Source organism: Pantoea eucrina (genome assembly GCF_020079945.1).
Taxonomy (GTDB): Bacteria; Pseudomonadota; Gammaproteobacteria; order Enterobacterales; family Enterobacteriaceae; genus Pantoea; species Pantoea eucrina.
The window spans coordinates 445,767-460,478 of the sequence record NZ_CP083448.1; the positions used below are offsets into that span (position 1 = coordinate 445,767).

At 45.7% G+C, this 14,712-nt stretch carries 7 protein-coding genes and 1 pseudogene; 5 read left to right on the forward strand and 3 right to left on the reverse strand.

From position 1 onward, the window contains the following. Positions 1 to 32: 32 nt before the first annotated feature. Positions 33 to 2,255, forward strand: coding sequence for a tape measure protein (locus tag LAC65_RS02055; RefSeq protein ID WP_224144814.1), 2,223 nt, complete (start codon positions 33 to 35; stop codon positions 2,253 to 2,255). A 221-nt stretch (positions 2,256 to 2,476) separates the two neighbouring features. Here the strand turns inward: LAC65_RS02055 and LAC65_RS02060 are convergent, their stop codons facing one another. Both LAC65_RS02060 and LAC65_RS02065 read right to left on the reverse strand, forming a co-directional pair. Then, on the reverse strand, positions 2,477 to 3,400 hold the full coding sequence (locus LAC65_RS02060; protein ID WP_224144815.1) for an STM4504/CBY_0614 family protein: 924 nt from the start codon (positions 3,398 to 3,400) through the stop codon (positions 2,477 to 2,479). A 242-nt stretch (positions 3,401 to 3,642) separates the two neighbouring features. Further along, entirely contained in the window at positions 3,643 to 4,875 is a 1,233-nt protein-coding gene (locus LAC65_RS02065; RefSeq protein WP_224144816.1) for a site-specific integrase, read from the reverse strand. A gap of 359 nt (positions 4,876 to 5,234) precedes the next feature. Here LAC65_RS02065 and LAC65_RS02070 point away from each other — a divergent pair. Further along, positions 5,235 to 6,442 (forward strand): annotated as a pseudogene (locus LAC65_RS02070) (tyrosine-type recombinase/integrase). Between the two features lie 28 nt (positions 6,443 to 6,470). Here the strand turns inward: LAC65_RS02070 and LAC65_RS02075 are convergent. Then, positions 6,471 to 7,675, reverse strand: a protein-coding gene (locus LAC65_RS02075; RefSeq protein ID WP_144380260.1) for an IS3 family transposase whose coding sequence is annotated in 2 segments (ribosomal slippage) — positions 6,471 to 7,357 and positions 7,357 to 7,675 — 1,206 coding nt in all. Because the reading frame shifts where the segments join, the coding sequence is not laid out codon by codon here. A gap of 310 nt (positions 7,676 to 7,985) precedes the next feature. Here LAC65_RS02075 and LAC65_RS02080 point away from each other — a divergent pair. The 3 genes from LAC65_RS02080 to LAC65_RS02090 all read left to right on the forward strand — a co-directional run bounded on the left by LAC65_RS02080 (position 7,986) and on the right by LAC65_RS02090 (position 14,694). Beyond that, positions 7,986 to 9,896 carry a DUF262 domain-containing protein gene (locus LAC65_RS02080; protein WP_039385695.1) on the forward strand — a complete coding sequence of 637 codons (1,911 nt, stop codon included), beginning with the start codon at positions 7,986 to 7,988 and terminating at the stop codon, positions 9,894 to 9,896. Then, on the forward strand, positions 9,889 to 11,826 hold the full coding sequence (locus LAC65_RS02085) for an ATP-binding protein (RefSeq protein WP_224144817.1): 1,938 nt from the start codon (positions 9,889 to 9,891) through the stop codon (positions 11,824 to 11,826). The genes LAC65_RS02080 and LAC65_RS02085 overlap by 8 nt, the downstream gene beginning before the upstream one ends. Positions 11,827 to 12,021: 195 nt before the next feature. Continuing rightward, positions 12,022 to 14,694, forward strand: coding sequence for a DNA methyltransferase (locus tag LAC65_RS02090; protein ID WP_224144818.1), 2,673 nt, complete (start codon positions 12,022 to 12,024; stop codon positions 14,692 to 14,694). The last annotated feature ends 18 nt before the right edge of the window (positions 14,695 to 14,712 follow it).

Here is a 14,712-nt window from a genome sequence, read left to right on the forward strand (position 1 = left end):
CCAGGGCTTTTCTTTTACCTAAGGCATAACCAATGGCTAACCAAATCACAGTCGACAGTTTCGTAATTGAAATGTCCCTACAGGAAACTGTGCTAAGAGGATTACAACGCCTCGAAAAGCAAATCCTGCCTGTAGCAAAACGTATTGAAAAGAATCTCGACCAAGTCTTCTCTAAAAACCGCGCAAAGCTCATGGAGCCTACCTTCAGGGCTATTGAAAAGCGCGCTGCTCAGGCGGGGCGTAACATTAACAAATCTCTTAGTGACTCGTTTCGTATCAGAGGCGCTGACACTGGACTTTTCACCCGCTATCAAAGGGAAGGGCAGGCAGCAGCGAGGGAAGTAGGTAGAGCAATCCGTGACGCATATCGTATCAGAGGCGCAGCTAATCCCCCTCTGCCCCGATCTGGTCAGTCTCGCTTAACACCACGCCAACGAATCGAATCTCTCGCTGAACGTGCCCGAACATCTGCCCTGTACGGTAATCTCCAACTACGTGACCCAGTAGCAGCGCAACGCTACAACTCAAGACTGCAAATGCTCCAGATGCAGCACGTTGCGAGTGGAGACTTGAGATCGTTCTACTCGAATCTGCGCAGACTAAATTTTGAGGTATCTCAACAGATCCGTGCAGCCTCTATGCAACGAGCCTCAGCACGTCTTGCAGCGATGGAATCAAACAGTCTTGGTTCTGCATTAGGTGGCCTGTCTGGCGCAGCGTTACCGCTTGTGGGAGCTTTTATGGCATTACATAAAGGTATGCAGTTCCTTCAAGAATCTCTGGAAGAAGGCGCTAAACGTCAGCAAGCGCATAATATGATGCTCAGTTCATATGGTTCGGAACAGGGTGCTATGAAAGCGACTCTGGATGCTGGCGATATCTCTGAACACTATGGTCTGGATACTGTGACTGTCAGACAGCAGCTTGCGTCGTTGCGTGCCACTATGCCTAAATCCTTCCTGTCAGATGAACGTCTGGCACAGTTCTACGCTAACGAATCGGTATTTGCGCATAACTCCGGTATGTCAGCAGATGACCAGTTTGGTTTGAACCGAGCGCTACAACAGATCGCTGCAAGCCCGAAACTAAACATGCAGGATTGGAACCAGGTTATCCAGCGATCTCCAGCGTTAGTGAATAAAGTGGCTCAGCAACTCGGTGTAGATTCTTCAAAAGTACGTGAAGAACTCAAAAAACTGTCAGGACGTGACGTTGCCAAGCTTCTGATGGATGCAATGGTTCCGACACCAGAGGAAGAAAAACGAGCGCGTGACAATATCCTTGCAGCCAGAGGACGTATGTTCAACGCTGAACGTTATGCGATGGATAAAACATTCAGAGGCTACCAGTCCCACCTAACCACGTTGTTCGATTCACTCGCCAGCACATTTAATAACTCTGGTGGGCTGTTTGAGCGTGGCGGTCAGGCAATTGGCTGGTTCCTTGATCGTCTTAACGATATCACCAAGACACTCGATAATGTCGGAATGAACGTGGACGGTTATCTGACACTGTTCGAAGAAAAGTGGGACAAGTTCTACAGCACACTGTCACCGTCTACACAGAAAGCTCTCGACATTGTAAAAGACCAGTTCAACACCTTCTTTGACTGGCTCATTGTGACCGCTACGGCTGCGCTGGCTCTCGGTGGTCTGAAACTTGGGGGGCGTATGCTCGGTATAGGGCGTACTGCTTCTTCTACTGCTTCTACTACTGCTTCATCTGGTGTGATTGGCGGTGCGGCTGGCAAAGCGTTTGGTATCGCTGCGGCTGCATACATTGGCGTTGAAATTGGTAACCTGATTTTTGACAAATGGATTCCAGAGTTCCAGAAATTCGCCCATGAGAAATTTGGATGGGGTGGGGCAACTGGTACGGAAACAACACACGGCGGCAACGCGATCAAGGACTCTTGGGTAGACAAAGGTTGGACGTGGATTGATAGCATGTATGACCGGATCAAGTCTGCACCTGTACCAAGTAACGGTTTCCCATTACTGTCACCTGATCTTCTTCAGAACCGTGCAGCATTTCTCCCACAGGCACCCGTCCAGTTTGCACCGCTGAAAATCGAGATCGTTTCAAATGGGCAAATGAATGTTGCGCTTCCAGATGGGACTATCCAACGTGTTGCGCTCGACACTGTACAGCAGCAGTACGAGACCCAGATGATGTCTGCTCAGGGGCTTGCTGGTGGATGGCAGGGTGCTGGTCAGAATGCAGGGTTCAGTCCATCTTCACTTATGAGGAAGTGATATCACCCTTGCCCTGCCCGGTAGGTTTGCTCATGAGTAACACTGCGTCTTCAGGGAATGGCGAAAGTAGATTTACTGGAGGATGTGACAAGCAGGCCGCATCAGCATCTTTTCAGTCCTGAAGATTTACGCTCTTACTTCATGAGCAGAAATGGTTGCTACATCATGTTGATAATAAGATCCCCGCTGGCTGTGATAGATAGCTATTGGGGACTCTTTTATCATAACTGCTCTTCACACTTTGCAAGAAATAGCAAAGTAGATGCCGTCATATGTATTGAATAACTTGCCAAATGCTCAGGTATTATTTTTACTTCATGTCCTTGACCGTGTCCGCTTTCTTTATTCCTAATAGTGGGAATACTACTACTAAGAAGTGTTCTCAACCCTGTGAAGCCATTTTTCATGTACTCTGGGATTAGTTTGTTTTCGTAACACCCCTCAATCAACTTGGTCGCTGCTGCACTTTTTTCAAAAGGCCATTCATGTTTAGTATGAATTGCTTTCATTAGGCTCTCAAAAGATTTTAGGCAATCGTTAAGGCACTCTTTATACCTTCGATTTCTATAATGTTCATGAGCTGATAAAAACTCATCATTTACGCCTTTATAATTTGGATTGCTACCTAAAATTTGGAGTATTGGTTTGGTGGCTTCCGTATGCATCAACTGCGATTCAAATTTGATGATTTCGCCATTTTCAAACTGAAAGCCTACCCCTGCCTGCATAAATCGGTGATTTAATTCTTCAATATATTCATCTATTTGGGTAGGTGTATAGCCATACGCTTTACTATTTTTTCGAATATCTGAGTTTATTTTGGATAACATAAGATCTATGACATCCAAAAATTTTTCGGAATCCTTTTCATTTTCAATTATATCTTCCAAATACCTCTTGGCCATTAATTCAAGCCGAATAACAGGTTGCTCGCCGTATTCGCGACAAAGAGTTTTATACAAAGGAAAGTAAAAATCTGATTTTGTTGAGCTGTAATCTAACCTGCCTCCGCCCTCTAAAATATCGTCAAGAATTGTGAGTATTTGATATCTTAATTTATCGGGAAATTCAGTATACTGATACACATCAGAAACATCTGTTCTAAGAGCTTTTTGCCTTTCAGAGTAAAGTTTATAACGTGTCATGTTCATCTCCATTGAATGATACGAATTACACTTGTATATTTTCTGAACAACTTAAAACTTGCCATTTGATACGCTGAAACTGCAATGACCAGAAAATCCTTTATTAACGTACACTTTGTGACCGTAACTATTATACACAAAAATCAAATAGTTGTTATCATCCCGAAATTTCACTTTGAGCTATGCAGCCTCAACAGCATTACACAAAATTATTGGCAGAAAAATCATTATCAGTAATCTTTTCATTCTTCTGCTTCTAACAATGGGTAAGTGATATTTTCTACATAACTTGCTAATTCGACTGGAGAACCTGATTTACTATAAGTTTTGAAACTCTCTGTTTTGCCTCGTTCATGCCCCATAAGCAGGGCTATCCTATCCTCCGGTACTTGCGCTCGGTCAAGCTGTTGAGCAAATTCATGACGCAAGCTGTGAAACACCTTCTTCTCGCTTCCTTGTTCTCCTAAAACGCTTCGTTTAGCCCTCGTAAAACGCTGTGTATGCCACGTAGATCGCTTACCATCTGCACGCTCAATAATGGATGCCCTGTAGAATAAGAAGCCGTTAGAATGTGTCTGAAGCAATGATTCAACGAGTGTCTTAAGAGCGCTATGAACAGGAACTAATCGTCTCGCTGATTTCGTCTTACCTTCCATAATTTCAAAACACAATACACCTTCGACAGTTTTAATGTTGTTCGTTTTCAGGGAACAGATTTCATTGAGACGCATACCGCTGTACATACCTATCAGCGTTACAGCTTGCATCTCTGCGTCACCATTCATTGCAGCGAATACCTTCGCTATCTCAGTATGTGCAAAAACCTCATAGCTAACCTTACTGCTTTTCGCTTCCAGTCCATGACCACGCCAAGGGTTATCCTGTGGTGCATCGTGATAACGATTACGGGCCAGATCCCAGATTTGAGCAAGGGAGCTGATGTAGTTCTGTATCGTCTGTAGTGCCTTCTCTTGTTTTAGCTTATCAAGCCAGCATGTGACAGATGTACGGTTTATCTCACTGAGCTGAATATCACTTTTACCAAGATGGAATAAGAAGACCTCTACAGCTTTATTTGTTTTAGACAGGGTAGTCAGCTTCCGCTTCTCGCTGAACTGGAGAAGGTATTGATCGCGCATCTTCAGGAGAGAAGGGCAACTCGTTACCTGTGATGGGATTTGAGGTATTGTTGGAGGGGCATTGTTAGCAATCACACCAATCTGGCGAAGTTCAGTCAAAATCTGCTCGACACGTGAACCTGATTCTTTAGGCCTGAGCTGTTCACGTAGCACGTTAAACTCTGTAGCCACGCTGTCTCTAAACGCTCTCGCTTTCCTGATATCTCCCGTACCAGTTGAACGAATGAAGTAGCTCTTTCCATCGAAGAAATGCTTCATGTAAGGAGGTATAGCGATCCTGACTACCCAGACGCCGGATAGATCGGTCACAAGGTAAGAATCTTTCTTGATCTGCATAAAATCCCCGTGTTAATTTGTACAGGCATTTTCATGTGCATTTGGGATATGCCGTTACTCTTCAAACTAAATTAATCTTTGAAATCTGCGAGTTATCTACGCAGAAGACTTCAAATAGTTTGTAGAAATACGTGCCGGTTCGAGTCCGGCCTTCGGCACCATCGGAACATCAATAGACGTCAACGGACGTCTTTTTTTGTGCCTGAAATCCAGTATCCGCAAGGCTTTCCTCGCTTTTTCACTCAACCTAAGTCAACCTGATTCAATCTACATCAACTTACTGATGCGAGTACATCTGCGGGTATATCCCGGTTCGATAATGTTTGTACCCACACAGAACCCTTGAAAGGATACTCATCATGGCTCTGAGTGATGTGAAGGTTCGTTCGGCTAAGCCTGAAGCAAAAGCCTATAAACTGACTGACGGTGAAGGCATGGTTTTGCTTGTTCACCCTAATGGTTCCAAATACTGGCGGCTGCGTTATCGATTTGGCGGTAAGGAGAAGATGCTGCGCTGGGGAAATACCATGAGGTTTCGCTGGCGGATGCCAGGGCGCGCAGGGATGAAGCCCGTAAGCTGTTAGCTAATGGTGTCGATCCCAGTGAGAATAAGAAAGCCGTTAAGGTAGAGCAGGAGCAAGAGGCAATAACGTTTGAAGTGGTTGCCAGAGACTGGCATGCCACGAATAAAAAATGGTCGGAAGAGCATAGCCGTCGCGTACTGAAAAGTCTGGAAGATAACCTCTTTCCGGCTATCGGCAAATACAACATTGCTGAACTAAAAACTCGTGACCTGTTAGAACCTGTCAAGGTTGTCGAACAGTCGGGGCGTCTTGAAGTTGCATCCCGGCTTCAACAACGTACTACTGCGATAATGCGTTACGCAGTGCAGAGCGGATTAATTGATTACAACTCGGCGCAGGAAATGGCTGGGGCAGTCGCATCTGGCAATCGGCAACACCGTCCGGCGCTGGAGTTAAAACGTACACCTGAGCTGCTCCAGCGTATCGATAGCTATACCGGCCGACCGTTAACGCGCCTGGTGGTAAAGTTGACGCTATTAATTTTTATCCGTTCCAGCGAATTGCGCTTTGCCCGCTGGTCGGAGATCGATTTTGAAACCTCAATGTGGACCATTCCCTCTGAGCGTGAACCGATCGAAGGTGTAAAACATTCTCACCGTGGTTCTAAGATGCGTACGCCTCACCTGGTGCCGCTTTCTCGTCAGGCATTGGGTATCTTGAAGCAAATACGGAAATTCAGTGGAGACCATGAACTTATTTTTATTGGTGACCACAATCCGCGCAAGCCAATGAGTGAGAACACGGTGAATAAGGCGCTGCGCGTAATGGGGTATGACACGACGGTAGAAGTATGTGGTCATGGTTTCAGGACGATGGCTTGTAGCTCGCTGATTGAATCAGGGCTGTGGTTGAGGGATGCAGGGGAGCGGCAGATGAGTCATCAGGAGCGTAACTCTGTGCGTGCGGCATATATTCATAAGGCGGAACATCTTGGGGAGCGAAGGTTGATGCTGCAGTGGTGGGCTGATTATCTGTGGATTTGACCCTATATATCCAGACGTCTTTTCTCTCTTACGGTTGTGATAACTTTCTGCGTATATATTCCCGTGGCGAGCGATATCCCAGCGCGCTGTGCGGGTGATGTTCGTTGTAATGACTGAACGCCACCGCCAGGTTCATCACCGCTGCCTGGCTGTCCGGTTTTGGCATTACACTGATGTAATCCCGCTTTATCGTCTTCACGAAGCTTTCCGCTATGCCATTGCTTTCCGGGCTGCGAACTGCGGTCGTGCAGGGCTCAAGTCCCAGCATCCGGGCGAACGCCCGCGTTTCATGCGCTCTGTAGGCTGAACCGTTATCTGTCAGCCATTCCACCGGTTCTGACGGCAGATGCTGGCCGAAGCGTTTTTCTACCGCGCCTAACATGACGTCCTGCACCGTTTCTTTGTCATAGCCACCGGTGCTCGCTGCCCAGTCGATGATCTCCCGATCGCAGCAGTCCTGTGCGAAGGTTACCCGCAGCTTTTCACCATTGTCGCAACGGAACTCGAAGCCATCTGAACACCAGCGCCGGTTGCTCTCAGTGACCGATACGCGCCCTTTATGTGCACGCTTACGCTGAGGAGCAGCAGGTTTGCGCTCCAGCAGAAGGTGATGAGTACGCATAATCCGGTACACGCGTTTTGCGTTAACAACAGGAAGCGCGTCACGCTCTGACTGTCGCCGCAACAGCGCCCACACCCGGCGATAACCATATGTGGGCAGTTCGGCGACCATAGTATGTATACGGGATAACACCGCAGTATCGTCAAAACTGGCATGCAGCCTGCGATCCTGCCAGTCAGGCGAACGGCGGACCCTGAGACTCAGTTGCGCACGCGACACTCCAATACTGCGGCTGACGTCGCTTATTCGTCGTCCTCTGGCAACAAGGGCGCATGCGCAATCCATTTTTTTGTCCGGCCGAACTCCACGGCCTCTTTGAGTATTTCAGCTTCCATCGTTTTTTTGCCCAGAAGGCGCTGAAGTTCGCGGATTTGCTTATTGGCAGCAGCAAGTTCGGAAGCGGGAACGACTTCTCCGCCTGAGGTCACGGCGGTCAGTGAACCGTCTTCATACTGCCTGCGCCACTTGAAGATCTGATTAGCATTGATACCGTGCAGTCGCGCGACGTGAGACACGGTCATGCCCGGTTCCATAGTCTGCTGAATAATGGCAATTTTTTCCTGCGGAGTACGACGCCGACGCCGCTCAGGTCCTGATAACACTTCAACCATCTTATTATTCTGACTGGTATTAAACATAGTTCCAAGACTACCTCTTATTTTAAGAGAGGCGAAGTGTCTGGTGATCTAAGGGGCTAATCTAATCTGGATGCCAATCGGGAGAAGGCGGTTAGTCCGTTTGATACTGCTAAGTTGAATAAGGGCTGATTAAAAGGATTTCTATAAGGCGCGCCTCAGGCATGCCTTATTTTTTTGCTAATTTTGGTGTTTGCAATTTATTGACTCCGCTGTGCCACTGCAGATTTTGCAACGCACTGATTTTGAACAAGGGTCAAAGACACTGCTCCGCGAGCAGGGCATAATACAACTATTAATCATTAGTACGGTTTCGTCTGATATGAGCACAATCACCCCCCACTACCGTAACGTACAGCAGTTGCTGCAAAGCCAATCCTTTTCTATCGATGAGTATCAGCGTGAGTACAAGTGGGAGAAGGAGAACATTGACGAGCTGCTGTCTGATCTTCAGGGAAAATTCTTTAACTACTACAAGCAGGGTGATGAAACCAGCGCTATTAGTAACTATGGGGAGTATTTTCTTGGCTCAATCATTGTCAGCAAACGCAATAACAAAAATTACTTGATCGATGGCCAGCAGCGAGTTACCTCTTTGACATTGTTGCTGATTTGCCTGTACCGATCTGCCGAGGAACAGAGGCTGCCGGTAGCCCAAACCTTAGCCCCACTTATTTTCAGCGACAACCTCGGTAACCCCAAGTTCAACCTCGACATCTCTGAGCGACTTCCTGTTATCAATGCCCTATTCAAGGGGGAAGCGTTCAATCCGGATGGTAAGGATGAATCCATACAAACCATGTACGCCCGTTATAGTGATATTGAAGCAAACGACTTGATGGCAGAGATAGGAAATGCATTGCCGCATTTCATCTACTGGTTGTTGACACGGGTAGGTTTGATAGAGATTGCCACTGATAACGACAGTTATGCTTACGCCATTTTTGAAACGATGAATGATCGGGGTAAGCCGCTTAGTCCGGTAGATATGTTGAAGGCATATTTATTGGCTCCGATTGAAGAACAGGATGCGCGGCTACAGGCCAATCAAATCTGGAAACAGCAAGTCCTGGAATTGATCTCCTGGGGAGGGGAGCACGAACCGGAGCGAGATGCCAACTGTATTAAGGCGTGGTTACGGGCACAGTACGCAGAAAGTATCCGTGAACGTAAGGCGGGATCGGTTGATAAAGATTGGGAGTTGATCGGTTCAGTCTTTCACCGCTGGGTGCGAGAAAACAACTCTCGCCTGGGTTTGGGTAAAGCTCAGGAAAATCAGAACATGATGGCTGTAAGCTTTCCATTTTTTGCCAAAGCGTACCGGCGTATCCTAAACAGCAGCAAGCATTACACTCCGAAGCTACGAGCGGTCTACTATAACGCTCACAATGATTTTACTTGGCAGAATACGGTGCTCCTGGCATCGTTGATAGAAACTGACGATGACGAGACTGTGGACCGGAAACTGGCGGTCACAGCTACTTATTTGGACATCTGGTTGATGCGTCGAGTAGTGAATTATGTCCGGGTTGGATACTCTAGTGTGTCTTACGCTATGTGGTTATTGTGCCGGGATATCAGGCGTAAACCGCTACCAGAGTTGGTAGCTATCCTCCAGAAGAAACTGGCAGATGATGATGTTACGTTCTCCGGCTACACAGTAAAAGGACGAACGGGTATTGATGGTTTAGGGCTCAATCAATTCAGTCGCCGTTATATCTACCATTTGCTAGCACGACTGACAGAAGCAACTGAGATCGGTGCAGGGCGTACTGAGACATTTGATCGATTGGTGGACCGTACTCTTAAGAACCCATTCGACATCGAACATATCTGGGCTGATGATTACGAAATCGTGAAAGATCAGTTCAGTACTGAGCAGGAATTTCAAGATTGGCGCAATCATGTTGCGTCACTTTTACTCCTACCAGCAGATGTTAACCGGAGCCTGCAGGACAAACCGTTTCCCCTGAAGCGGGTGCACTATGCCAAACAGAACTTCTTTGCCGCAAGTTTGGACTCCAGTGTTTACGAACATCAGCCACAGTTTCAGCAGTTTACTACCCAATATGAGTTGTCTTTCAAATTCGCTGAGGTATTCGATAAAGCGGAACAACAGGTACGTCGGAAACTGATTGCGGGATTAGTTGAATTAATTTGGTCACCGAATCGTTTATGTGAGGCCGCCCATGTCTGAGCAACCACTACAGAACTCGCTTTTTGAGGACGATTACCTGCTACGGGAACTTGGGCAGGTAGCACATGTTCCACAGGTCGCTTTAACAGAGTTAGTTGCTAACGCCTGGGATGCCGGAGCGTCACGAGTAGACTTGGTTCTACCTACCGAAATAGGTGGAGTATTGACTGTGACAGACGATGGTCATGGTATGACCCCGGAGCAATTTAAAAAGCGCTGGATGACTTTGCGCTACACCCGCGAGAAGTATCAAGGTTTCAATGTAGAGTTCCCTACCGGACGAACTGCCCGCCCGCGAAAGGCTTACGGTCGCAATGGCATTGGTCGCCATGGCTTGCTTTGTTTTGCTGACGAATACGAAGTGAAAACCTGGCGCGATGGCATTTTGGCAACCTTCGTTGTTGGTACCGGAGCTGGTTCTAGTCCTTTCGTGTGTCGTAGTGAGACTGAGGAGAAGCATATAGGTTCCGGTACACGATTGCAGGTACAGGTAACACGTAAACTGCCAGATGCCGATGAAATACTCACTGTATTATCCGCCCGATTCATCCACGATCCTGAATTCGAGGTGCGTGTTAATGGCAAGTTACGTCCCTTTACTGAGATTGATGGGCGAATAAGTGAAGAAACCCTGTACCTCAGTGCTGGACATTATGCCAAAGTTGTTGTCATCGACTCAACTCGTCTGAATCATTCTTCTTTGCACCAAGGAATCGCATTTTGGGTACAACATAGATTAGTTGGAACCCCGTCATGGGCGGTTGGACAGATAGCTAATTTCGATGGACGCACTCGCTTTGCCCGACGTTACAAGGTGATCGTTGACACAGAAGGTTTTGAATCTGATGTTGAACGAGACTGGACCGCTTTTCGTGCCACTGATGCCGTAAATGAATTATATCAGGCTACAGCTGAGCACATTCGTGAGATTGCACAGAGGCTTGCTGTAGAATTTATTGAAGTTACATCAGAAGACGCTCTGATGCAAAACCGCTCAGAGTTAGCAACCTTGGGTCAGGGGGCCCGCTTGGGAGTAGCTGAATTCACTACAGCGGTTGCCCAAGAACATCCAACTGTCTCCCCTGAATTTCTTGCCACAGCAGTTAAGGCGCTTATTCATCTTGAAAAGACCAAGAGTGGAGCCGCATTACTGGAAAAGCTTGCTACTTTGCAGCACGACGATATAGAGGGTTTAGATCGGTTACTGGCTGAATGGACAGTCAAGGATGCCTTGCGGGTCCTTGATGAAATTGACAGTCGACTCAGCGTGGTAGAAACAATTCAGCGTTTGGCAGATGATCCTGAAACGGATGAGTTACACACCCTACATCCGTTGATTTTGCGTTCTCGTTGGTTGTTTGGTCCTGAATTCGAATCGCAAGAGTATTGCTCGAATATGACATTACAATCCGTAGCACGCGAGCTCTTCAAAAGCCCTAGTGCTCAATTTATAAACGAGCGCAATCGTCCTGATATTGTTGTTTTGCCACAAAAAACAACGTGGCAAATGACTGGCATCGAGTCATTTGATCCAGTAGATGTGTCTCTAGTTCAAATGCAACAGGTTTTGGTGATTGAACTGAAGAAAGGCGGATTTGAGCTCACAAGAAAAGAGGTGAATCAAGCTGATGGATATGTACAGGACATTGCAGCATCAGGTTTGATAACAGGAACGCCATTTATTAACGCTTGGGTCGTTGGGCAAAAGGTAGCGGCTGGTGTTGCCCGTGAGAAAGTTGTTGGTGATGGAGAACGCACTCCGTATGGGAGAGTTCGCGCCACTACGTTTGGTTCTTTGGTTGGAACAGCTAATGCTCGATTGATGAAACTACGCCATGTTTTGTCAGACAGGTACGAAAGCACATCTACAGATGACCTTATCAATCGGGTATTATGCCAACCCGTTCAGTCAGGCTTGAAATTTAAATAAGCATGAAAAGAATTTATTTGACCTCAGTGGACAAATTATATCTGCACGATGGAGCCTGTTCATTGCTGAGGGTTGATGTCGCTGAGGTTAATATGCAGCCTTACAAGGTTGAGCATTATCAAGGTTTAGACCTTCTGGATTTTTTAACCTATTACAATTGTTACTAAAAAGCTGACATACCCTAAAGGATTACTGATGGCCGTCAATCAGGCAAAAATATTTGAACAACTCGAGCAACTTACCCGCGAACTAGATCGGGATGAGTTCATTTATAGTTTTATGGCAGCCTTTGACTTCCCTAAAGCAACGATCACACAGGTTCGACAAGGCAGTAGTCGTAATGTTGCCAAGGAAACTGGTCATGTTGGTTTGAAAAATAAATTCTATTTTCAAAGTGTTAATGACAAAGAAGACCTTGATGAGGCTTTTGAGTTACGTATCGTTGATCCACTCATAGCGAAAAATAAGATACGTTTTGTACTAATTACTGATTATGTAAGATTTATAGCGTGGGATACATGTAGTAAAGAGAGACTCGATATTGAACTAGATGAACTTTATAGCAACTATGGCTTTTTCTTACCTTTAGCTGGTTTAGAAAAGGCAATTATAAGTAGTGAGAACCCCGCAGATGTTAAAGCTGCAGAGAAGATGGGCAAGCTGTTTGATCTCATTCGTGTCCACAATGATCTCAGTAAACCAGAAGATATTCATGCTCTTAACGTCTTCCTGACACGTTTGCTATTCTGTCTGTTCGCCGAAGATACAGGTATATTTGAACCAGCTCAGTTCACCTCTGCGATTAAGAGTTACACCGAGGAAGATGGTAGCGATCTCGATGCCTTCCTATATCAATTATTCACCGTCCTTAACGCGGCTCCAGCAAGCCAGCAACGACAAAAGATACCTACTCATTTAGCGGCCTTTCCTTATGTAAATGGAGGGCTTTTTTCCTCTGATGAGCCTATTCCAGAACTAGGCAAGAAAGGCCGTAAGATGCTGCTTGAATGTGGCACAATGGACTGGAGTGAAATAAACCCTGATATTTTCGGAAGTATGTTCCAGGCGGTGATAGACGTCGAGCAACGTAGTCGTTTGGGGCAGCACTATACCTCGTACAGCAACATAATAAAGGTGATAAAGCCGCTTTTCCTGGAGCCTTTGGAAACTGAGCTGAACAAACAATTGCGTAGCCCGAAAGGTTTAAAGGCTCTACTAGTTCGTCTTTCTGAAATAAAGATATTTGATCCTGCCTGCGGGTCCGGAAACTTTCTAATCGTATCTTACAAAGAACTACGAAAATTAGAGATGAAAGTCATTGATGCCCTGAAAGAGCTGGAACCACAAGGTTTTTCGATGAGTGGGCTACATCTTTCACAGTTTTATGGTATTGAAATTGACGACTTCGCTTGCGAAATAGCAAGGTTATCCCTCTGGCTGGCCGAACATCAATTAAATAGCCAGTGGGAACAAGCGTTTGGCTTTGCTCTACCTGCATTACCCTTGCGTGATAGTGGTAATATCTATAGTGGTAACAGTTTGCAAGTTGATTGGAATCTTATTTGTCCAAAAGGAATTGAGGACGAAGTATATGTAATTGGTAATCCCCCCTTTCTTGGTACTCTAGGCCGTTCTAAAGAGCAACGAGAAGATATGCAGGAAGTTTTTAGTAATTTTAAATCACTAGGCTCTCTTGATTTTGTAGCATGTTGGTTCTGGAAGGGGGCTAGATATATTCAAAATTCTCGAGCTGAACTGGCATTAGTGGCAACAAACTCACTGTGTCAGGGAGATCAAGTTTCAATTCTCTGGCCGTCAGTTTTTGCTCTTGGTCTGCATATACACTTAGCTTATCCAACTTTTGCTTGGGCAAATAATGCGCGTGATAAAGCAGCAGTTCATGTAATAATTATAGGTTTGTCTTCTCGAGCAAAGAAAAGTAAGTTATTTCAAAGAGTCAATGAGACTTGGCATTGCGAGCAAGTTGACAACATAAGTCCATATTTAACTAAAGGTGGGAATATAGTTGTAAATTCTTCTCATGCGCCAATATGTCATAATGTTAAGTCAATGATAAAAGGGAATCAGCCTACAGATGGAGGTCATCTTCTATTAACACCAGAGGAACATAAAGAGCTTCTAAAGGTAGAACCTCGTGCATTACCATGGATTAAGAAGGTCATTGGTGCAACTGAGTTTTTAAATGGCAAAGAGAGATGGTGTCTATGGTTGGATGGAATATCGTTGGATGAGCTACATTCCATGCCACATGTATATAAAAGGGTTCAATTGGTTGCTGATATGCGTAGAAAGAGTCCTGATCCTGGGACGCAAAAACTCGCTAATAAATCGCACTTATTCAGAGAAACAAATAACCCGAATAGTTACATACTGGTGCCTAGTGTAAGTTCTGAACGTCGAACATATGTTCCTCTAGGTCTATTCAATACAGATACAATATCTACTAACCTTAATTTAATTATTCCAAATGGGAGTTTATACGAATTTGGTGTTTTATCTTCACTTTTACACAACGATTGGATGAGATTAGTCGCTGGTCGTTTAAAAAGCGATTATCGATATTCGGCTTCAATTGTTTATAATCCTTTCCCCTGGCCTGAGGTCACTGATGCCCAAAGTAAAGAAATTGAAAAACTAGCCGAAGAGGTTATTCTGACTCGTGAAGAATTTCCAGGCTATACCCTAGCTCAACTTTATGATCCTGATAAGATGCCTCCTGAGTTATTAATAGCACATCAGACACTTGATAAAGCAGTTGATAGGCTTTACCGGGAGCGCCCCTTTAATGATGCTGCCGACCGATTAAGTTGCTTGCTAGCACGCTATGAAGCAGTGGTTCAAAACTGATACTGTTTTATGAACTAA